The following is a 20,931-nucleotide window of genomic DNA, read 5'->3' on the forward strand; positions in this document are numbered from 1 at the left end:
TCAAGTTGCTTTTCGCTCATGACACCGAGTGTGGGCTGGTCGCCGCCACCGCGCTGGTCAACACCGACGGTCGGGACGGCGAAGGGCTGCCGGACATCGCCGCCCTCGACCGGTTTCTCCTGAGATACGGCTGGACCGGCCGGCACGAGCGCACCGAGGCCGAACTCGACGCGGTCCGCGCGCTGCGACCCCGGCTACGCCGGATCTGGTACGCCGACGTCGACGAGGTCGTCGCCGTCGTCAACGGGCTGCTTCGGGAATCCCATGCGCTGCCCCAGCTCATCCGGCACGACGACGAGCCGTACCACATGCACGCGGTGCCCCGCGACGCGCCGCTGGTCACCCGGATGGCGGTCGAGGCGGCGATGGCGATCGCCGATCTGGTGCGCGGCGACGAACTGGCCCGACTCGGGATCTGCGCTCACGCCGACTGCGACAACGTGCTGATCGACCTGTCGAAGAACCGGTCCCGCCGGTTCTGTGAGGCGGGCTGCGGCAATCGTGCGGCGGTCACCGCGTACCGGGCGCGGAAGGCGGCCACTCGCTCCTGAGCAGTTCGTATTCCACCTCACCGTGTTCGGTGCCCGGGATCGGGTCGGCGAAATGCAGGTGGAAGGTGCGTAGGTAGCGCAGGCCGGTCTTCGCCATCACCGCTCGGGAGCGGGCGTTGACCGCCATGGTCTGCGCCCACACCCGACGTACACCCACCGTCTCGAAGGCGTGCCGGAGCAGAGCCCGAGAGCCCTCGGTGGCCAGGCCCCGCCCCCATGCCGCGCGGCGCAGCCGGTAACCCAACTCCGCCTCGGCGCCGTCGTCGGACGGGTCGAGCGCGAACCAGCCCAGGAACTCAGCGGTCGACCGGTCCTCCGCCGCCCACCGGCCCAGTCCGGGGGTGTGGTCGTACCGGGCGAGGATGCGCGGCAGGTGCTCGTCGCGGACCGTCTCGCGCGGCGTCGGCTCCCCGCCGGTCAGGAAGCGCATGACCTCCGGGTCGGCGTCCAACCCGACCAGGTTGTCGACGTCGCCGACGGTGAACCGGCGCAGCCGCAGCCGCTCCGTCCCCAGCAGAACCTCTGCGCTCATGCCCCGAAGCATGACGGCAGCCGGCCGGCCGGTCGACGGGTTATCCGGTCTACGCTAAGGCCGTGGTCAGGGGTCTGTTGCTCGACTTCTACGGCACGGTTGTGGAGGACGACGACGCGGTCGTGGCCGCGATCGCCGCCCGGGTGGCGGCCGACGCCACGACACCGGTCACCCCCGAGGCCGTCGCGGCGGCATGGATGCGGGAGTTCGCCACAGTCGCTGAGGGCCCGCCGTTCCGGCTGCTGCGCGACAGCGCACCCGAGAGCCTGGGCCGGGTGATGGCCGAGGTCGGTTGCCCCGGCGACCCGGTGGCGCTCTACGCGGCCCACCACGCCACCTGGGGGCTGCCTCCGCTGCGGCCTGGCACCCGGAAGTTTCTCACCGGCCTCCGGCTGCCCGTCTGCGTGCTCTCCGACGCCGACCGGGCCGACCTGGCGGCGGTCGTCGCTCACCACGGCCTGGCCTTCACCGCTGTGGTGACCAGTGAGGATGTCGGGGCGTACAAACCGGATGGTGCCATGTTCCGGCGGGCGCTCGCCGCGCTGGGGCTGGCCGCCGACGAGGTGCTGCACGTCGGCGACTCGCTGCGCACCGACGTCGCCGGGGCGCACGAGGCGGGCATTCGCGCGGTGTGGGTCAACCGGCACGGAATGCCGGCCCCGGCGGGTGCGCCGGTCACCCACGAGATCACCGACCTGACCGGCCTGACCACGCTCATCCACTGACCGGCCCCGTCGCCACCCGGCGGTGGGCTGGCGAAGCGCTGGCGGAGGATTGGCCAGCACTGGCGGAGCGCCGGCGTGGCAGTGACGCGAACAGGCTCAGGCGAAGGGGTCCGCGACAGGCGGGCCGGTCGGGTCAGCGCGGCGGCGCGGCCACACAGGCACGCCAGGCGTACGGGTCGAAGGTGAGCACCGGCCCGGCCGGATCCTTGCTGTCCCGCACCCCGACCACCCCCGGCACCTTGATCGCCACCTCGACACACTGAGTCGTCTGGTCGCTGCGGCTGCTCTTTCGCCACACAGCGCCGGTCAACTCCATGACTCGGCAATCTCCCTCAGCAACTCGACGGACTCCTGCGGCTGATCGCCTTGGCCAGTTCCTCCTGACTCAACCCGCGCCGGTCCGTGCCCGGCGCAGCTCGGCGACCAGGAAAGCCGCCGGCGTCATCCGTCCGTCCGCCATCTCCAGCCGTCCTCCAGCGCCCCGGTTGATCCATTCCAGCGCCGCACCGATCCGGCGATCCGGGAACGCAGGGCGTCTCGGGCAGCGGGCGCGAACCCTTCCCACCGTAGTGGTGTCGTCACCAGACTGTGAAGCGCGACAACACCCCGGCCCACCCTCCGGCCGGGCGGTGTCGCGGTGGGACCGCCCGCTCCCCCGGCCGGCGATCCCACCAACCCGGGGGCCGATGACGTAACCGATTCAGCTTTCCAGGAGACGACCAGATGCCCCGGCTCATCCGACGACGCCAGCCTGCCCTGTCCCGACCTACCGATCGGCCCACACCGACGCTGGTCAGGCACCTCCGTCGCCTCGCCCCCGGCCTGGCCCGCAACCGACGGCTCCTGCCGCTCGCGCCCTTCGGGCAGGGCCGACCCCGACCGGTGCCGCTCGCGCCCCGGCACCGCCGGACCTGGCGCGCCTTCCGCCTGTGGTGCTCGTGCGGGCTGCGGTGGCACAGGTGCCCCGACCGGTACGCCGCCGTGCCGACCGAACCGGTCGCCGAGCTGCCCGCTCCGAACCGTCCGCCCTGGGCTGACGCGACAGTGGCGTACCCGACGGTGGGCGCGCCGGCTGGCTCACGCCGGCCCAGAAGTGGCGGGCCAACGGCGGTCGCTGGTGAGCACGGAGCCCCGGCCGCACCTGCCGTTACGCCCCATCCGACTTGCGAGCGGCGGCCCCCAGGGCGGGTACGTCGCCGGTCAGGGGTGGGTCATGCGGAGCAGGTCGAGGGCCTCGTCGAGCTGCTCCTCGGTGAGCTTCCCGGAGTCGACGTGGCCCCGGGAGATCACCACCTCGCGGATCGAGACCTGCTTGGCCAGCGCCTCCTTGGCGATCGAGGCGGCCTCGTCGTACCCGAGGTGACGGTTGAGCGGGGTGACGATGGACGGCGAGCCCTCGGCGTACGCCAGGCAGACGTCGGCGTCCGCGACCAGACCGACCACCAGCCGGTCGGCGAAGATCCGGCTGGACGCGGCGAGCAGCTTGATCGACTCCAGCAGGTTGCGGCCCATCACCGGGAGCATGACGTTCAGCTCGAAGTCGCCCTGCGAGCCGGCGAACGCCACCGTGGCGTCGTTGCCGATCACCTGCGCGCAGACCTGACGCATCGCCTCGGCGACCACCGGGTTCACCTTGCCCGGCATGATCGACGAGCCGGGCTGGAGGTCCGGGATACGCAGCTCACGCAGGCCGGCGCGGGGGCCGGAACCCATCCAGCGGATGTCGTTGGCCATCTTGTACAACCCCACCGCGATGGTGCGCAGTTGACCGGAGGTCTCCACCAGCGCGTCCCGGGCGCCCTGCGCCTCGAAGTGGTTGCGGGCCTCGGTCAACGGCAGCCCGGTGGACTCGCGCAGCTTCTCGATGACCCGGGCGGCGAAACCGAACGGGGTGTTGATGCCGGTGCCCACGGCCGTGCCACCGAGCGGCAGCTCGGCCAGCCGGGGCAGCGCCGACTCCAACCGCTGGACGCCGTACCGGATCTGGGCGGCGTAGCCGCCGAACTCCTGACCGAGGGTGACCGGGGTGGCGTCCATCAGGTGGGTACGCCCGGCCTTGACCACCGTCTCGAACTCGGCCGCCTTCTCCTCCAGCGCCCCGGCCAGATGCTTCAGCGAGGGGATCAGATCCTCCACCACGAACTGGGTCGCGGCCAGGTGGATCGAGGACGGGAAGACGTCGTTGCTGGACTGGGAGGCGTTCACGTCGTCGTTCGGGTGCACCTCCCGGCCCAGTTCCCGGCTGGCCAGGGTGGCGATCACCTCGTTGGTGTTCATGTTGGACGAGGTGCCGGACCCGGTCTGGAAGACGTCGACCGGGAACTGGTCGTCGTAGCCGCCGTCGGCCACGTGCGCGGCGGCGGCGGCGATCGCGGCGGCGACGTCCGCGTCGATCACGCCCAGTTCTCCGTTCACCTGCGCCGCCGCGCCCTTGATCTGGGCCAGCGCCTTGATCTGCGCCGGTTCGATGCCCCGACCCGAGATCGGGAAGTTCTGCACCGCGCGCTGGGTCTGCGCCCGCCACAGCGCCTCGGCGGGCACCTCCACCTCACCCATCGAGTCGCGTTCGATCCGGTAACCCGTTGCCTCTGGAGTCGTCACGCGTACCATCCTGCCGCGCCCCGGAGCTACCCGCTCAGAAGCCGACAGAAAGCGGATGGGCGGTAGGCAGAGCGGGCACCCGACTCCGATCCGCCATCCACCAGGAGAATCCCGGCGACATCCAGCCCGCCACCTCAAGGATGCGCCAAGATCCGACGCCCGCAGGTCCTCGAAGGCGCGCCCTGCGGCTGACTGCCTTATTGTTCCGTAAACTTCCCTATCGGTCTACATGCCTTGCCGTTCTGGGGGGTGTTGGGCATGATAGGTAACTATGAGGGTAGAGGAAGTTGACTCCGTTGACGAGGGGACCTCCCTGTTCGGCACACCAGCAGGGGCGGGCCGTGTAGCGTGTCGCCCCCGGCGGGGCCGACCAGGTGGGAACTCGGTCAGCCCCTACGGGTCGTTCACGGAGCCGACGTCATGAGCTCGATCTACCGCTCCGAGAACGGACGCCGCGCGGTGGAGGAGCGTTACCGCGCATTCCTGCACGCCTGGCCCGTGCCCTCGACGGAGTCGTTGCTGTCCACCCGCCAGGGTGACACCTTCGTCGTTTCCTGCGGCCCGCCCGACGCCCCGCCGGTGGTGCTGCTGCACGGTGGCGGGTTCAACTCGGCGGCCTGGTTGAGTGATGTCGCGGATTGGGCCCAGACGCATCGGGTGTACGCCGTCGATGTGATCGGCGAGCCCGGTCTCAGCGCGCCATCTCGGCCGTCGCTGGAGTCGGATGCATACGCCGAGTGGCTCGATGACGTGCTTGACGGGCTTGGGATCACGCGGACGGCGTTCGTGGGCGCGTCGCTGGGCGGGTGGCTGGCGCTCGACTTCGCCGTACGCCGACCGGAGCGGGTTGCGCGGCTCGCGCTGCTCGTGCCCGCTGGGATCGGGCGTCAGAAGCACGGCGCGCTCATCGCCTCGCTCTTCCTCGTGCCCTTCGGTAAGAAGGGTCAGCGTGCGGCCTACCGCTTCGTGCTCGGTCCCGCCCCCGCGTCGAAGGTGTCGGGGGCCGAGGCGGCCCTTCACCGAGACTTCGCCGACTACCTGCTGCTCATTCTGATGAACTACCGGATGCGACGCGAGCGGCTGCCGGTCTTCACCGATGAGCAACTGCGCCACCTTGATGCGCCGATGCTGGTCATTGCTGGAGCAAAGGATCGGATTCTGGACACCCACCACACCGCCCGCCGGCTGCGTCACCTGTGTCCCGACGCCGCCGTCACCCTGCTGCCCGACACGGGCCACATTCCCACCGGGTACGCCGAGACCATCCAGCGGTTCCTGACCGACGCAGACCAGGAATAACGGACCGGAGCGGAACGCCGTGTCCTGTCGGCCGGCGACGGCTGCGCCCGGTTGCCGCCGCCCTGGTCGCCTACCGTTCCGGGGAGCGGGCCGACGTCCTACCGCCGGCCGACGGTGAGCACCGGCTTGGTGACCTCGGCGAAGAAGTCGTTGCCCTTGTCGTCGACCACGATGAAGGCGGGGAAGTCCTCCACCTCGATCCTCCAGACCGCCTCCATGCCCAGCTCCGGGTATTCGAGCACCTCGACGTGGCGGATGCAGTCCTGCGCCAGCCGGGCGGCGGGGCCACCGATCGAGCCGAGGTAGAAGCCTCCGTGCTGCTCACAGGAGCGGGTCACCTGGGCGGAGCGGTTGCCCTTGGCCAGCATCACCAGCGACCCACCGGCCGCCTGGAACTTCTCCACGTACGCGTCCATCCGGCCGGCGGTGGTCGGGCCGAACGAGCCGGAGGCGTACCCCTCCGGGGTCTTCGCCGGGCCGGCGTAGTAGACGGCGTGGTCACGCAGGTACTGCGGCATCGGCTCGCCGGCATCCAGCCGCTCGGCGATCTTCGCGTGCGCGATGTCCCGGGCGACGACCAGCGGGCCGGTCAGCGACAGCCGGGTCTTCACCGGGTACTTCGACAGCTCGGCGCGGATCTCGTCCATCGGCCGGTTCAGGTCGACCCGGACCACCTCGGCGGCGTCCAGCGTCTCGTCGGTGACGTCGGGCAGGTAGCGCGCCGGGTCGGTCTCCAGTCGCTCCAGCCAGACCCCCGACGGTGTGATCTTGGCAACCGCCTGCCGGTCGGCGGAGCAGGAGACGGCGATCGCCACCGGGCAGGACGCGCCGTGCCGGGGCAGCCGGACCACCCGCACGTCGTGACAGAAGTACCGGCCGCCGAACTGCGCGCCGATGCCGAAGTTGCGGGTCAGCTCCAGCACCTCCGCCTCCAGCTCCAGGTCACGGAAGCCGTGGGCGGTCATCGAACCGGAGGTGGGCAGGGTGTCCAGGTACTTGGCGGAGGCGTACTTCGCGGTCTTCAGGGCGTACTCCGCGGAGGTGCCGCCGATGACGACGGCCAGGTGGTACGGCGGGCAGGCCGAGGTGCCGATGAGCCGCAGCTTCTCCTCCAGGAACTGCATCATCCGGGTCGGGTTCAGCAGCGCCTTGGTCTCCTGGTAGAGGTACGACTTGTTGGCCGAGCCCCCACCCTTGGCCATGAACAGGAACTTGTACGCGTCCGGGTGACCGTCCGGGTCCTCGGCGTACAGCTCCACCTGGGCCGGCAGGTTGCTGCCGGTGTTGCGCTCCTCCCACATGGTCAGCGGGGCGAGCTGCGAGTAGCGCAGGTTGAGCCGGGTGTACGCCTGCCACACGCCACGCGAGATCGCCTCGGCGTCGCCACCGTCGGTGAGCACGTGCCGGCCGCGCTTGCCCATCACGATGGCGGTGCCGGTGTCCTGGCACATCGGCAGCACGCCACCGGCGGCGATGTTGGCGTTGCGCAGCAGGTCCAGGGCGACGAACCGGTCGTTCGGCGAGGCGGCCGGGTCGTCGATGATCGACCGCAGCTGGGCCAGGTGCGCGGGACGCAGGAAGTGGGCGATGTCGTGCATCGCCTCGGCGGTCAGCGCGGTCAGCGCGGCCGGCTCCACGGTCAGAAACCGGCGGCCCCCGGGGCCGTTGACGACGTCGACGCCCTCGTCGGTGACCAGCCGGTACTCCGTCTGGTCGGGGCCGGTCGGCAGCAAGGGGGCGTACGAGAACGCGGCGGCACTGCTCATGACGGGAAAGCCTAGGGCAGACCGGTCGATCGGTGACACCCGCCGGGTGGGTCGTGGGAGTCCGCTTCCACCGGCCGGGCGGGGCACGCTCAGCCGTCGGCGCAGAGTTCCCGTTTCGGCCCGCAACTGTCCCGCGGGCCTGGGATCTGGTCACCGCCGGGCGCGGGAGCGTCGGCCTCGTCCGCCCCGTCGGGGCGGGGAGCGGGCGGCCCACCGGCGCCGGTGCCGAACCGGACGTAGCCGATCTCTCGGCCCTCGCCGATGACCATCCCGCCCGGCCCGACCGCGAGCGCGTTCGCACTGCTGCGCAACACCACCAGCTCACGTCCGGTCCGCGGGTCCAGCGCGATCAGCCGGTTCGGCTTCTCCCCGGTGAGCACCGCCGCGTACGGGGTGAGAGCGCCACCGGCCCGGTCACTCGCGGGCCGGGTCCACCGCGCCTTCGCCGCGCCGAGTTGGCGGCCGACGACCGACCGCTTGTCGGCGGCGCGGACCAGCGCGTACCGGTCGTCGACGGCGAGCAGCCGTTCCCCCTCGGCGGTGGCCAGCAGCAGCCGGCCGTCGTATCCGTCGAGGACCACCTCCCGGCCGTCGGGGGCGATGCCGGTCAGCACGTTCCGGGCGCCCTGCGGGTCCTGGCGCTGAACGCAGCCGGCGCTGTCCGCGGTCCGCACGTTCACTCCCGCGCGCCGCCACACCTCCTCGCCGGTGGCCGTGTCGCGGGCGGAGACGGTGTACTGGCAGGAGCCGTCGCGGGACACGGCGGTGATCCGGAGTAACCGGCCACCGATCACCGCCAGCCGCTCGTCCCGGCCGGGTTCGAGGTTCTGCACCACCCGCCCGCCGGCGGTGTCCACCACGTGTACCCGACCGTCCACCGGGAAGCCGAGCAGCGGGGGCGCGGGCTCGGGGCCGGCCACCCCGGCCTCGACGCGGGGCGTGGTGAAGCGCCGGGTGCCCAGCAGGTTCGGGTTGTCGGCGAAGAGGCCGCTGCTCACGCCGGGCAGGAACGCCGTCCAGCGGGGCGCGGTGCCGCGCGGATCCCAGGCGGAGAGGGTGCAGTCGGTCGCCTCGACGCAGCGCGCGTCGAGCAGCATGTTCCGGTACGTCCAGACGGCCACCGCGTCGTCGTCGCGCCGGCGCACCACCCCGGTCGCGGGGTCGAGCAGCTCGTACCCCTTGACCAGGAGCTTGCCCACGGCGACGACCGCGTCCCGGTCGCCACCGGCCACCGCCGCCCAGTCGGCCTTGCGTTCCCACAGCTGCGTTCCGGTGGTGAGGTTGCGCGCCTCCACCCGGGTCCGCTGCTCGACCACCACCGTGTCCCCGGCGATGGTGACGCTCTTCGGCGTGCCGCCGACACGCTGCTGCCAGACCACGTCCGGCTCGGAGATCGGCTTGCGGCTGCCGACCCAGTCCCACACGGCGGGGAACGGGTTCCAGACACCCGTGGCGGCGAGGACGACCACGACGACGAGCCCGAGCAGCAGCCACCCACGCACGCCGAGCTTCGACACACCGCACACGGTAGCGATGCTCGCCGCATCCCCGGCCTTGTCGGTCGGAGTGTCGCCGCCCTTTCTCCGCGCGGGCCTCAGCGCCGGACGGCGGAGTGGACCAGCGGGAGGGTGCGGTAGGGGATCTGCTCGGCCAGGGCGATGATGGTGGAGGCGCGGCGGATGCCCTCGCACGAGACGATCTGGTCGATCACCCGTTGCAAATCGGCGTTGGAGCGCGCCACGATCCGGCAGAGCAGGTCACTGGAGCCGGTGATGGTGTGCGCCTCCAGCACCTCGGGGATGGCGCCCAGGTGGGCGGTGACCGGGTCGTGCCCGTGCCGTTGGCTGATCTCCAGGGTGACGAAGCTGGTCACCGCGAAGCCGATCGCCGCCGGGGAGACCTCCGGCCCGAAACCGCCGATCACCCCCCGCGCGACGAGCCGGTCCAGCCGGGCCTGGGCGGTGCCCCGGGCCACCCCGAGGCGGCGGGAACACTCCAACACCCCGATCCGCGGCTCCTCGGTGAGCAACTGGATCAACCTGGCGTCGAGCTCGTCGAGCTGTGCATGTTGTCCACCGTTCATGCACCGGCACTCTACCGAATGTGCAGACTGACCAGCGGAATCGGTGACAGTTGCCCAGTCTGGGCGGGGCGGTGATAGTCCCCGCAAGAGCGCAGGAACGGCGGCCCACGAGGCCGGCCGGTACGCGAGGGAGACCACCATGACGCAGGCGATCGACCGTCCGACCGACGACGTCGACCTCGACCAGCTCGTCGGCGCCGTCGACCACGACATCAGCCACGACCCGTTCCCGGTCAGGGGCCTCGACCACGTGCATTTCCTGGTCGGCAACGCCAAACAGGCCGCGCACTACTACTCCACGGCGTTCGGCATGACCTGCGTGGCGTACCGGGGGCCGGAACAGGGTTACCGGGACCACGCCCAGTACGTGCTGACCAGCGGCTCGGCCCGGTTCGTGCTGACCGGCGCGGTCCGCCCGGACGCCGAGGGCGCCGACCACGTGGCCCGGCACAGCGACGGGGTCAGCGACATCGCGCTGGAGGTGCCGGACGTGGACGCCGCGTACGCGCACGCCGTCGGTCAGGGCGCGACCGGCCTCGTCGAGCCGCACGACGTCACCGACGAGCACGGCACCGTCCGGCTGGCCGCCATCGCCGCGTACGGCGACACCCGGCACACCCTGGTCGACCGGTCCCGCTACACCGGCCCGTTCCTGCCCGGCTTCGTGGCCCGCGCGCCGATCGTGGACCGGCGGCCGATGATCGACGCCGGACTCCAGCCGAAGCGGTTCTTCCAGGCGGTCGACCACGTGGTCGGCAACGTCGAACTGGGCCGGATGGACGAGTGGGTGGACTTCTACCGGCGGGTCATGGGCTTCACCAACATGGCCGAGTTCATCGGCGACGACATCGCCACCGACTACTCCGCGCTGATGAGCAAGGTGGTCGCCAACGGAACCCGCAAGGTGAAGTTCCCGCTCAACGAGCCGGCGATCGCCCGTAAGAAGTCGCAGATCGACGAGTACCTGGAGTTTTACCAGGGGCCGGGCGCGCAGCACATCGCGGTGGCCACCAACGACATCCTGGCCAGCGTCGACGCTATGCGGGCGGCCGGTGTGGACTTCCTGCACACCCCGGACTCGTACTACGACGATCCCGAGCTGCGCGCCCGCATCGGCAAGGTGCGGGTGCCGATCGAGGAGCTGAAGGCCCGCCGGATTCTCGTCGACCGGGACGAGGACGGCTACCTGCTCCAGATCTTCACCAAGCCGGTGCAGGACCGCCCGACCGTCTTCTTCGAGCTCATCGAGCGGCACGGCTCGCTCGGTTTCGGCAAGGGCAACTTCAAGGCGCTGTTCGAGGCCATCGAGCGGGAACAGGAGAAGCGCGGCAACCTGTAACACTGTCGAGCGTGACCCAGCCTCCGACGTACCCGACGCCGCCGGCCGGCGGGCAGCCACCCGCCGGCGGCGGCTTCGCGCCGCCCACCGGTCCGACCCCCCAGGGGTACGCGGTCCCACCCCAGTACGCCCCGCCGGGCTGGGCCCTGCCGCCCGGGTACGCCGGTCCCCCGCCCGGGTACGCGGCGCCGCCGCGTCCGGCGCTGGCTCCGAACGGGCAGCCGCTGGCGAGCTTCGGTGACCGGCTGTTGGCCTTCCTCCTCGACTCGGTGATCCTGGGTGGGGTCGCCACCGTCCTCGCCATCCCCGCGATCGTGGTGTTCGTCGCGGTGATCACGCCCGAGCTGGCCGTCACCGCCCCGGACGGCACGCCCGTGGCGAACCCGGTCACCGACGTTCTGCTGCCGCTGCTGGCGCTGGAGGCCGGGCTGCTCGTGGTGATCTTCGCGTTGTCCTACGTCTACCAGGTCGAGTTCGTGCGCAGAACCGGGCAGACCGTCGGTAAGCGGGTGCTGAAGCTCAAGATCGTGCCGGTCGATCCGGCCGCTCCGCTCAGTCGGGGGATGCTGGCGAAACGCTGGCTGGCCCAGCAGGGCGGCGGGCTCATTCCGGGGTTCAGCTACCTCGACGGGCTCTGGCAGCTCTGGGACAAGCCCTGGCAGCAGTGCCTCCACGACAAGTTCGCCCGTACGGTCGTCGTTAAGGTTGCTCCGTGAGTGTGCAGCCAGGCTGGTACGTCGACCCCGCCGAGCCGACCACCCGACGGTGGTGGGACGGTGAGGGCTGGGTCGGGCGGCCGATTCCGCTCGACGTCACCCCGCCGGAGGGTCCGCCGCCGGAGGAGGAGCCCACCCCCGAGCCGGCCCCGACCACCGGGGCGCCGCCGCAACACGCCCCGGGCCAGCCGCCCGCCGGCGGGCCGTCGAACATCCAGCCTCCCGCCGGCTGGTCGCCGGCTCCGGGACAGCCTCCCGCCGGGGGCTGGCGGCCGGTTCCGGGACAACAGCCCGGCGGGTGGCCGCCGGCCGCCGGCCCCGGGCACCCCCAGGGGCCGCCGCCCGGCTGGCCGTACCCGACCTGGCCGGGCCGCCCACCACTGCCGCGTCCGCACGGGTTTCCGCTGGCCTCGTACGGGGCGCGGCTGGTCGCCCGCCTGATCGACTTCGGCATCCTGTTCCTGCTCAGCCTCGCCGTGAACGGCTGGTTCATCTGGCGCTACGTGCAGGAGGTCTCGCCCTACCTCAGCGAGGCGTTGCGGCGGGCGGTGGCCGGCGACACCTCCCGGGAAGGGCTGCCGACGGTCGGTCAGCAGGCCGACGGGCTGCTGCTGGCCATCCTGCTGATCACCACCGCGCTCTGGTTCGCCTACGAGGTGCCGGCGATGGCCGCCGGTGGGCAAACCGTCGGCAAGCGGCTGGCGCGGGTGCGGGCCGTACCGGTCGAGGCGGACCAGCCGCTCGGCTTCGGCCGGGCCGCCCGCCGGTGGAGCACCCTCGGCCTGCCCACCCTGCTCTGGTACTGCCTCTGCTTCGGCCTGGTGCTCCAGTTCGTTGACGCCGTCTCCGCGCTCTTCGACCACCCGCTCCGGCAGGCGCTGCACGACAAGCGCGCCCGGACCGTGGTGGTACGGCTACCGCGAGCCGAGCCCACCCCTGCCGCCCCGACCGACCGTGCCGACCCCCCGGGAGACACCCCATGACCGACACCGGACGTCACCAGCCCGCGCTGCGGCTGACCCGCGCCGACCTCGACGCGCTGCCCAGCTACGTGCCCGGCCGCAGCCCGGCCGATCTGGCCCGCGAGCTGGGCCTGGCCGAGGCGATCAAGCTGGCCAGCAACGAGGTGCCGTACGGGCCGCTGCCCGGTGTGGTGGAGGCGGTCACCGAGGCGGTCGCCGGTTCGCACCGCTACCCGGACATGGGCGTGGTGGCCCTGCGGGGGGCGCTCGCCGAGCGGTACGGCGTGGGCGCCGAGCGGATCGCCACCGGCTGCGGATCGGTGGCGCTGGCCGAGCACCTGGTCCGGGCCACCTGCCTGCCCGGCGACGAACTGCTCTACTCGTGGCGCTCGTTCGAGGCGTACCCGATCATCGCGGCGACCAGCGGCGCGGCGAGCGTACGGGTGCCCAACGACGCCGGGCACGGTCACGACCTGGCGGCGATGGCCGCGGCGGTGACCGACCGGACCCGGATGGTGCTGGTCTGCAACCCGAACAACCCCACCGGCACGGCGGTACGCAAGGCCGAACTGGACCGTTTCCTGGACACGGTCGGCGAGGACGTGCTCGTCGTCCTCGACGAGGCGTACCGCGAGTTCGTCACCGACCCGGCGGTGCCCGACGGCCTGACCTACCTGGACCGGCCGAACGTGGTGGTGCTGCGCACGCTGTCCAAGGCGTGGGGTCTGGCCGGGTTGCGGATCGGCTGGATGGCCGCGAGCCCGGAGGTGGCCGCCGCCGTCCGCAAGGTGGTCACCCCCTTCTCCACCAGCCTGGCCGCCCAGGCCGGGGCGCTGGCCGCGTTGGCCCAGGCCGACGAGATGCGGCGGCGCTGCGCGCTGGTCGTGGCCGAGCGGGACCGGGTCACCGAGGCGCTGCGCAAGCTGCTCCCGGATGTGCCGTCCAGCCAGGCCAACTTCGTCTGGCTGCCGCTGCGCGACCGGGCGGTGGAGTTCGGCCGGGCCTGCGAGTCGCGCGGCGTGATCGTCCGCCCGTTCGCCGGCGACGGGGTCCGGGTCACCATCGGCACTCCGGCCGAGAACGACGCCTTCCTCGCCGTCGCCGAGTCGGCGTTGGCCTGACCCGTGCCGCCGGTCCGTCTCGTCGGGAGGCGGACCGGCGGTTCAGCCGGCGGGCACGGGCTGCCGGAATCGGGCCCGGCGGCGGTGGACGTACACCGCGAAGAGGGCCAGCACGAGCCCCGAGGTGACCAGGCCGCCGGCGAGCACCTGGTCGGTGCGGTCCTTGCCGGCGGCTGCCGCGGCCGGAGCCGCGCCGAAGCTGACCGCGCCGGTGACCGTCCGTTTGGTCCAGCCGCTGGCCAGAGCCAGTTTCGCCGCCCACGGGCCATCCGGCAGGCGGCGGTCCAGGTGCACCCGGACGACGGCGGTGCCACCGAGCGGCAGTGTCCTGGCCTCCGCCTTGACCGGCCCCACCGACAGCCCGCCCGGCCCGTCGGTGAGCCACAGCTCGCCGGCCAGGTCCAGGGCGCGCCGGCCCGTGTTGCGCACCTCGGCGGTGACGTACGGGTCGCCTTGCGGGGTCCGGCCACCGGTCAGCGGTCCCACCTCGAAACCGGAGACCGGCTCCCCGCCCGGCCCGACAGAGAGGTAGACCCGGATGCCGGTCCGGCCGATGTTGCGGATGTTGGCCCCGTCGACGCCGGACACCTCGGCCCAGACCACCGCGTACCGTTCGCCGGCCTCCGCCTTCTCCGGCACCTCGATGGTCACCAGCGCTTCGGTCTCCTGACCGGGTCGAGCCGCACCTTCTCGGGGGTGACCTCGATCCAGCTGCTCAGCTCGTTCTCGGTCCGGCCGGGCGCGAGGGCGAAGCCGTCGTCGGTCACGTCGGCGGCAGCGGCGTAGAGCGTGGCGTCGCGGGGAAGCTCGGAGCGGTTCCGCACGATCACCCGTCGCTTGATGCTGGTGCCGGGGCGGAGGTGGTCCACGACGTACCTGTGCGCCCGGGTGTCGTCGCGCCGGTTCACCGGGGCGTCCAGCAGCCGGATCCCGATCGCCACGGACGGGTCGCCCGGCTCCGTTGAGGCGCTGGGTCGGGGCGGATGGTGGGAGCGATCGTGCCCACCGGCCACCTCGGGCAGGTCGACCTCCGGCCGGTCGGGGTCGGCGAGCACGCCGGGCCGACCACTCACCGCGTCTGTGGCGTACGCCGGCGCCCCAGCCGGAGCCAGGAGGGTCAGGGCCAGGGCGAGGACGTACGCCGGGTCATGCCACCGAATGGGTGATCACCCCCGTGTAGGTGCCGCCGACGGCGGTCGACGGGACGGTGATCCGGATGTCCGGCGCCCAGGTGGCGGAGTTGTTGCCGCTGCCGGAGGTCTTGGAGGACGCGACCCTCGGCAGGTTGAGCGTGACGGCCTCGGCCTGGCTGGGCTGGGCTGGCCGGGAACGAAGGTGCCGGTGCCGGACCTGCTCACGTCGCGGCCAGCACCACCGGCTCGGACATCAGGAAGTACGCCTGGTCGTCGTCGTCCGGGCCGGCCCGCTCCCGCAGCCGCTCGACCGCCAGATAGCCGTCCGCCGCGTACGCCAGTCCGGGCTGCCACCCGATCCCGTCCCGCCCGACCGTGAGCGGGAACCGGGACCGTTGCGCGCCGGTCGTCGGATCCAGGGTGACCAGGTCGCGCTGCTCGGTGAGCACGTACACCCGGCCGGACCCGACGGCGAGCACCCGCACCGGCCCCAGGTCACCGCGCTGCCAGCGGTGCCTGCCGGTACGCGCCTGCCAACCCTTCAGCACCGGACCGTCGCTGCCGACGACGAACTCACCGACCAGCGTGCGGTCCGCGGCGTCCAGGATGGGCGCGGCGACCGGATCGCCGGCACCGACCAGCCAGCCCCGGCCCGCCGCGTCGCCCGGCCCGGCGGTTCGCAGGCCCCGGCAGCGGGAGCGCGGGGTCAGGCAGTCCACCGGCGTCACGGTCAGCTCCGGCCCGGCATCCGGTGGAAGCCAGCGGGTCAGCACCGCGCCGGTCGACACGTCGCGGAACTCCACGGTGGCCGGCGTCGCGCAGGAGTCGAGGGTGAGTACCCGTCCGTCGGCGGTGGTGCCCAGACCGGTACGGCAGTCGGCGTCACCGCCGGCCCGCCACAACTCGCGTCCGTCGGCGACGGCGTACCCGCGCAGTTGTCCCTCGCCGGCGGCGACCAGCACAGCCCGGCCATCCGGCCCGGCGGCCACGAAGAGACCACGCGGATCCCAGACCACGGCCGCGCCGGTACGCCGGGCGGTGAACCCCGCGCCGGGCGGCGGCCCGTCGGCCCGCCAGGCCACCTTGCCGCTACGCCCGTCCAGCGCGACCAGTTTCCCGTCCGACCAGCGGGTGAGCACCGTGGCGTCGCTCGCCAGCACCGCGTTGAGCTGTGCCGGCCAGCGACGGTACGACCAGAACGGGGTGACCCGGTACCGACGGTCGGCGGGCTGGTCGGCGTAGACCTGGCGTGGGGCCGCGTACACCCGGAGCCGACCGTCGACGAGCAGCGGCGCGACGGGCAGCCGTCCGATCACCCCGATCGCGGGCGTGACCGGTGGCGGCAGGTCGCCACGGGCGGGGGTGACCACCTCGGCGGGGGCGAGCACGCGGTAGCCGATGCCGGCCACCGCCCCGACGGCGAGCAGCGCCGCCACGGCGGCCACGACCCGTCGCCGGCCCTTCGGGACACCCATGCGCACCTCCGCCCGGCACCCTACCTCTCCGCCTCCCCTGCGATCATGAGGTCGGCGGTGCCATCGGAGATCGACCTTGCCGGCAACCTCGTGATCACGCTGGGCTGCGGGCGCGAGGGTCCTAGGCTGCCACCGTGCCGCCATTGGCCGCGGTCATGGCGGCGGCCAGGTCGGCCAGGTCGCGACGGATCGCCCCCTCCACCACCCGGGCGGCCAGTCCGCCGAAAAGCAGCGCCATCACCCGGCCGTACGACGCAACCGGCACCGCCTCGTGCTCCACGGTGACCGCGGTGCAGCCCCGCCCACGCCGACGGATGGTGCGCAGCGTCCAGGTGATCCGGTAGTCCACCCCGATGCCCGGCGAGCCGAGCACGAGCCGGTGCGGGGGCTCGGCCTCGCATACCACGAACTCCTCCGCCTGCTCGCCCCCGTCCGGGCGGGTGCGGATCTCCCGCCAGGCGGTGCCCGGGCCGAACCCCTCCGAGGTCAGCGGCTCCACACCGCCGACCGTGCGCAGCCAGCCCGCCCGGGCCGGCAGGTCGACCAGACAAGCCCAGACATCGACGGCCGGCGCCTCGATGAACTCGGTGACCGTGACCGTCGACATGGGCAGCACCTCCCGTGTCGTCCACCGTACGGTGGGTGCGCCCCGCGCGGGAGTCGGGCGGCGGAATTTCCGTCGCCGGTGCCCGGACGGGCACCGGCGCGATCTCCCCGTACCCTGCTCAGGGGCGGAAACCGCCGAGGCGGATCGCCTCGACGAAGGCCATCCAGCCCGGCGGGCTGACGACGAGCGCCGGGCCGTCCGGGTCCTTGGAATCCCGGATCCCGACCAGACCGCGGGTGCGCGCGAGGTTGTCCGCCACCTCCACGCAGAGCCCCTGGTCGTTGGAACGGCTGCTGGTACGCCAGACGGCGCCCGCGAGATCGTTCATGCTCGTACCTCCTGTCCGCTGCGACGTGCCACGCCGACCGACGGCCACGCCACCGGCGGGTGGCGTGGCGCGACTGACGACGGGAATCCGGTGGATCAAACGCGGCAGGAGCGACCGCCGGTCGGACAGTGGGTGCGACCGTGCGGGAAGGACCGTCAGCGGGCCGGCAGGATCCGCCCGGTCACCTCGCCCAGGGCGATGGTGGTGCCGTCCGGCCCGGGAGCGGCGGCCCGGATGGTGACCGTGTCGCCGTCGGCCAGGAACGTGCGGGTCTCACCGCCGACCGTGACCGGCTCGGTGCCGCCCCAGGTGAGTTCCAGGAACGACCCGACCTGGTGACGTTGCGGCCCGGAGACGGTGCCGGAGGCGTACAGGTCGCCGGTACGCAGCGACGCGCCGTTGACGGTGAGGTGGGCGAGTTGCTGGGCCGGCGTCCAGTACATGGCGGCGAAGGGCGGCTCGGCCACCCGCTCACCGTTCCACTCCACCGACAACCGCAGGTCGAGGCCGAGGTGGGGGATGTCGCGCAGGTACTCCTGCACGGGCGGGTCCTGGTCGGGGGCCGGCACGAACGCGTCGGCGAGCGCGTCCAGCGGCGTCACCCAGGCCGAGATCGAGGTGGCGAAGGACTTGCCGAGGAACGGCCCGAGGGGCTGGTACTCCCATGCCTGAATGTCCCGGGCGGACCAGTCGTTGACCAGCACCACACCGAAGACGTGGTCCGCGAGTGCGGCGGCGGCCACCCGGGTGCCCAGGGTGCTCGGTACGCCGACCACGAACCCCACCTCGGCCTCGATGTCCAGGCGTACGCAGGGGCCGACGGTCGGGCCCTGCCCGGTGGCGCGCTGCCCGGTGGGGCGGACGATCGGGGTTCCGGAGACGACCACCGTGCCGGCCCGGCCGTGGTAGCCGATCGGCAGGTACTTCCAGTTCGGCAGCAGCGCCGGCTGGCCGGGCCGGAAGATCTGGCCGACGTTCGAGGCGTGGTGCTCGGAGGAGTAGAAGTCGACGTAGTCCGCGACCTCGATGGGCAGCAGCAGCTCCACCTCGTCGAGCGGGACCAGCAACGGCTCCACCGCCGCACGGTGCGCGGGGTCGGTGAGCAGTGCGACGATCCGTTGCCGTACCGACGTCCACTGGGGGCGGCCCAGCGCCATGAAGTCGTTGAGCGTGGGCCGGCCCAGGGCGCCGGCGGCGAGCACCAGCCCGGCGGCCTCGGCGCCGGCCAGGTCGAGCACGAGATCGGCGATCCGTACGCCGATGCGCGGTTCCCGCCCGCCGTGCCGGAACACCCCGTACGGCAGGTTGGTCACCCCGTACGGCGAGCCGTCCGCCCCCGTCACCCAGCTCATGCCGGCACTCCGCTGCGCTCCGTGCCGTCATGAGGCACCACCGCGCTGAGCCTGCCGACTCGCTCGCCACGCTCGCTCATGCCGGCACTCCGCTGCGCTCCGTGCCGTCATGAGGCACCACCGCGCTGAGCCTGCCGACTCGCTCGCCACGCTCGCTCATGCCTCGTCTCCCCCGTTCACCAGCCCCAGCCGGATCAGATCGGTCAGTGGTTCCAGGATGCTGCACGAGCCGAAGCCGACCCATAGCGGACGCGCGTCGTCGCGCCGGGCCCGGGCCGCCTCGACCAGCGGCCGTGGGTCGGCCGTGGTGAGCAGGACGGCGACCGCCGCCAGGTCGGCACCCTCGGCCGCGGCGAGGGTGGCGGCCAGCACGTTGCCGAAGCCGTGGTGGGTGAAGCCGGTTTCCGGGTCGAGGTGGCGTAGCGCGTGGTGCAGCCCGGCGGTCAGCTTGAACGGCAGGTCGCGGTCGCGGCAGGCGCAGATCACCGCGGCCAGTTCGGCCGGGGTGGGGAAGAGTTCGGCGGCGAGCCCGCCGGTGCGGAACTTCGCGGCGACCGGCAGCCCGGCGGCCCGCGCCCCGGCGAGCGTGTCGAGCGCCCCCATCAGCCCGAAGCTCAGCGGGATCTCGGCGTAGACGTCGACGCCGGCCAGCCCTTCGGCGAGCGCGAGCAGCGCGGCCAGGCCTGGTTGCGGGTCCTCCCCACGCCTGGCGACCGCCACCTCCACCTGTCGCGCCGTGATGCCGTCGGGCGGCAGGAACGACAGCGCGAAGGGCAACCGTTCGATGCCGGTGTCGCCGATCAGCCCGACGACGAAGCCGTCGCTGACCAGGCCGCTCAACTCGCCGGCGGCGACCGCAGAGGCGGGCACCAGCAGCGGGCCGACCAGGTCGGCGTACCAGGAGTCGCGGTGGGTGCGATGGGTCAGGGCCGCGTCGGGCAGGGACGCGCTGCCGGGCGGAAAGACCGCGGCGTCGTCGACCAGGCCGGCGAGGAGGCGGGGCACCTGCGTTGACACGACACAAGAATCTACGGGACGCTGTCAAGGAACGGACAGCAGCGTCCGATTATCGGACGTCACCGGGTGGTCGTCGGTGCACCCGGAGCGGCGACGGGACGGGATCGGGAGGCCACATGCCGTACTACCGCAGCGTCGGCGAGGTGCCCCGCAAGCGGCACACCCAGTTCCGCCAACCCGACGGCCGCCTCTACACCGAGGAGCTGATGGGCCAGGAGGGGTTCTCCTCCGACTCGTCCCTGCTCTACCACCGGCACGCGCCGACCGCGCTCGTCGCCGCCGAGGAGTTCACCCCACCGGCCGTCACCCGGGTGCCCAACCTGCCGCTCAAGCCGCGCCACCTGCGCACCCACCAGCTCGACGGCGCCGGCGCCGACCCGGTCCTGGGCCGCCGTCACCTGCTCGCCAACGACGACGTACGGATCGCGTACGTGCTGGCCGACCGGCCGTCCCCGCTCTGCCGCAACGCCACCGGCGACGAGTGCCTCTACGTCGAGGCCGGCGCCCTGCGGGTGGAGTCCACCTTCGGCGTGCTGGACGCGGTCGCCGGCGACTACGTGATCATCCCGACCTCGACCGTGCACCGGCTCGTCCCCACCGGCGACGCCCCCGCGAGGCTGCTCGTGATCGAGGCGACCGGGCACATCGGCCCACCCAAGCGCTACCTCTCGGTACGCGGCCAGTTCCTGGAACACTCGCCCTACTGCGAGCGGGACATCCGTGGCCCGCAGACGCCGCTGCTGGTCGACGACACCGACGTCGAGGTGCTGGTCCGCCACCGTCGCGGTTGGACGCGGCACGTGTACGCCCACCATCCCTTCGACGTGGTCGGCTGGGACGGGCACCTGTACCCCTGGGCGTTCTCCATCCACGACTTCGAGCCGATCACCGGCCGGATCCACCAGCCGCCACCGGTACACCAGACCTTCCAGGGCCCGAACTTCGTCATCTGCTCGTTCGTGCCGCGCAAGGTGGACTACCACCCGGACGCCATCCCGGTGCCGTACCACCACCACAACGTCGACTCCGACGAGGTGCTCTTCTACACCGGCGGCAACTACGAGGCTCGCCGCGGCTCCGGCATCGGACAGGGCTCCATCTCACTGCACCCGTCCGGCTTCACCCACGGACCGCAGCCCGGCGCGGCGGAACGGGCCATCGGGGTCGACTTCTTCGACGAACTGGCTGTCATGGTCGACACGTTCCGCCCGCTGGATCTCTGCGACGCCGCCGTCGAGTGCGAGGACGACGGGTACGCCTGGACCTGGGCACGTTAGCTCGCGCTGCCGGAGCGGCCACCCGGCCACCCGCCCGCCCCGACAGC

At 72.5% G+C, this 20,931-nt stretch carries 21 protein-coding genes; 8 read left to right on the forward strand and 13 right to left on the reverse strand.

Going from position 1 to position 20,931, the window contains the following annotated elements; genetic code table 11:
- Nucleotides 1-5: 5 nt before the first annotated feature.
- Entirely contained in the window at nt 6-551 is a 546-nt protein-coding gene (locus E1166_RS07465) for a CGNR zinc finger domain-containing protein (RefSeq protein ID WP_132336952.1), read from the forward strand.
- On the opposite strand, the gene E1166_RS07470 is transcribed toward E1166_RS07465, so the two are convergent.
- Entirely contained in the window at nt 511-1,083 is a 573-nt protein-coding gene (locus E1166_RS07470) for a GNAT family N-acetyltransferase (RefSeq protein WP_132336954.1), read from the reverse strand. The two genes, E1166_RS07465 and E1166_RS07470, sit on opposite strands and share 41 nt — an antisense overlap.
- 62 nt (nt 1,084-1,145) lie before the next feature.
- Between E1166_RS07470 and E1166_RS07475 the strand changes: the two genes are divergently transcribed.
- Nucleotides 1,146-1,808, forward strand: a complete 663-nt coding sequence (locus tag E1166_RS07475; RefSeq protein WP_132336956.1) for an HAD family hydrolase — start codon at nt 1,146-1,148, stop codon at nt 1,806-1,808.
- A gap of 133 nt (nt 1,809-1,941) precedes the next feature.
- Here E1166_RS07475 and E1166_RS07480 read toward each other — a convergent pair whose 3' ends face one another.
- Nucleotides 1,942-2,124 carry a DUF397 domain-containing protein gene (locus E1166_RS07480; RefSeq protein ID WP_132336958.1) on the reverse strand — a complete coding sequence of 61 codons (183 nt, stop codon included), beginning with the start codon at nt 2,122-2,124 and terminating at the stop codon, nt 1,942-1,944.
- An 884-nt stretch (nt 2,125-3,008) separates the two neighbouring features.
- Nucleotides 3,009-4,418, reverse strand: coding sequence for a class II fumarate hydratase (locus E1166_RS07485; RefSeq protein WP_207914066.1), 1,410 nt, complete (start codon nt 4,416-4,418; stop codon nt 3,009-3,011).
- 507 nt (nt 4,419-4,925) lie between these two features.
- Between E1166_RS07485 and E1166_RS07490 the strand changes: the two genes are divergently transcribed.
- Nucleotides 4,926-5,708 (forward strand): alpha/beta fold hydrolase, encoded by a 783-nt coding sequence (locus E1166_RS07490; protein ID WP_207914068.1) that lies wholly within the window; start codon nt 4,926-4,928, stop codon nt 5,706-5,708.
- A 98-nt stretch (nt 5,709-5,806) separates the two neighbouring features.
- Here the strand turns inward: E1166_RS07490 and E1166_RS07495 are convergent, their stop codons facing one another.
- The 3 genes from E1166_RS07495 to E1166_RS07505 all read right to left on the reverse strand — a co-directional run bounded on the left by E1166_RS07495 (nt 5,807) and on the right by E1166_RS07505 (nt 9,557).
- Nucleotides 5,807-7,474: a fumarate hydratase gene (locus E1166_RS07495; protein WP_132336962.1), complete on the reverse strand. Its 1,668-nt coding sequence runs from the start codon at nt 7,472-7,474 to the stop codon at nt 5,807-5,809.
- Nucleotides 7,475-7,563: 89 nt separating this feature from the next.
- Nucleotides 7,564-8,991, reverse strand: coding sequence for a PQQ-binding-like beta-propeller repeat protein (locus E1166_RS07500; protein ID WP_243706307.1), 1,428 nt, complete (start codon nt 8,989-8,991; stop codon nt 7,564-7,566).
- A gap of 77 nt (nt 8,992-9,068) precedes the next feature.
- Nucleotides 9,069-9,557, reverse strand: coding sequence for an Lrp/AsnC family transcriptional regulator (locus E1166_RS07505; RefSeq protein WP_132336964.1), 489 nt, complete (start codon nt 9,555-9,557; stop codon nt 9,069-9,071).
- Nucleotides 9,558-9,696: 139 nt separating this feature from the next.
- Here E1166_RS07505 and hppD point away from each other — a divergent pair, with 139 nt between their 5' ends.
- From hppD to hisC, 4 genes are read left to right on the forward strand one after another with little or no spacing between them, the layout of a single operon-like run.
- Nucleotides 9,697-10,896, forward strand: coding sequence for a 4-hydroxyphenylpyruvate dioxygenase (gene hppD, locus E1166_RS07510; RefSeq protein ID WP_132336966.1), 1,200 nt, complete (start codon nt 9,697-9,699; stop codon nt 10,894-10,896).
- An 11-nt stretch (nt 10,897-10,907) separates the two neighbouring features.
- Nucleotides 10,908-11,612, forward strand: a complete 705-nt coding sequence (locus tag E1166_RS07515) for an RDD family protein (RefSeq protein ID WP_132336968.1) — start codon at nt 10,908-10,910, stop codon at nt 11,610-11,612.
- Complete coding sequence (locus tag E1166_RS07520; protein ID WP_132336971.1) at nt 11,609-12,595, forward strand: RDD family protein; 987 nt, start codon at nt 11,609-11,611, stop codon at nt 12,593-12,595. The genes E1166_RS07515 and E1166_RS07520 overlap by 4 nt, the downstream gene beginning before the upstream one ends.
- Entirely contained in the window at nt 12,592-13,695 is a 1,104-nt protein-coding gene (gene hisC / locus E1166_RS07525; RefSeq protein ID WP_132336973.1) for a histidinol-phosphate transaminase, read from the forward strand. Before E1166_RS07520 ends, hisC begins: the two co-directional genes overlap by 4 nt.
- Nucleotides 13,696-13,737: 42 nt before the next feature.
- Here the strand turns inward: hisC and E1166_RS07530 are convergent, their stop codons facing one another.
- From E1166_RS07530 to E1166_RS07555, 7 genes are all read right to left on the reverse strand, one after another.
- The gene (locus E1166_RS07530) at nt 13,738-14,346 is read right to left on the reverse strand and encodes a hypothetical protein (RefSeq protein WP_207914069.1); all 609 of its coding nucleotides are present in this window, start codon (nt 14,344-14,346) and stop codon (nt 13,738-13,740) included.
- Nucleotides 14,343-14,768 carry a hypothetical protein gene (locus E1166_RS31445; protein WP_207914071.1) on the reverse strand — a complete coding sequence of 142 codons (426 nt, stop codon included), beginning with the start codon at nt 14,766-14,768 and terminating at the stop codon, nt 14,343-14,345. Before E1166_RS31445 ends, E1166_RS07530 begins: the two co-directional genes overlap by 4 nt.
- A gap of 281 nt (nt 14,769-15,049) precedes the next feature.
- Entirely contained in the window at nt 15,050-16,303 is a 1,254-nt protein-coding gene (locus E1166_RS07535) for a PQQ-binding-like beta-propeller repeat protein (RefSeq protein ID WP_132336975.1), read from the reverse strand.
- 121 nt (nt 16,304-16,424) lie between these two features.
- Nucleotides 16,425-16,910: an SRPBCC family protein gene (locus E1166_RS07540; protein ID WP_132336977.1), complete on the reverse strand. Its 486-nt coding sequence runs from the start codon at nt 16,908-16,910 to the stop codon at nt 16,425-16,427.
- Between the two features lie 118 nt (nt 16,911-17,028).
- Nucleotides 17,029-17,238, reverse strand: a complete 210-nt coding sequence (locus E1166_RS07545) for a DUF397 domain-containing protein (protein WP_132336979.1) — start codon at nt 17,236-17,238, stop codon at nt 17,029-17,031.
- A 155-nt stretch (nt 17,239-17,393) separates the two neighbouring features.
- Nucleotides 17,394-18,590 carry a fumarylacetoacetase gene (fahA, locus tag E1166_RS07550; RefSeq protein WP_132336981.1) on the reverse strand — a complete coding sequence of 399 codons (1,197 nt, stop codon included), beginning with the start codon at nt 18,588-18,590 and terminating at the stop codon, nt 17,394-17,396.
- Nucleotides 18,591-18,746: 156 nt separating this feature from the next.
- The gene (locus E1166_RS07555) at nt 18,747-19,607 is read right to left on the reverse strand and encodes a hypothetical protein (RefSeq protein WP_132336983.1); all 861 of its coding nucleotides are present in this window, start codon (nt 19,605-19,607) and stop codon (nt 18,747-18,749) included.
- A 116-nt stretch (nt 19,608-19,723) separates the two neighbouring features.
- Between E1166_RS07555 and E1166_RS07560 the strand changes: the two genes are divergently transcribed.
- Nucleotides 19,724-20,884: a cupin domain-containing protein gene (locus tag E1166_RS07560; RefSeq protein ID WP_132336985.1), complete on the forward strand. Its 1,161-nt coding sequence runs from the start codon at nt 19,724-19,726 to the stop codon at nt 20,882-20,884.
- Nucleotides 20,885-20,931 lie beyond the last annotated feature (47 nt).

Origin of the sequence: Micromonospora sp. KC213, assembly GCF_004348325.1 — a bacterium.
Lineage (GTDB): Bacteria > Actinomycetota > Actinomycetes > Mycobacteriales > Micromonosporaceae > Micromonospora.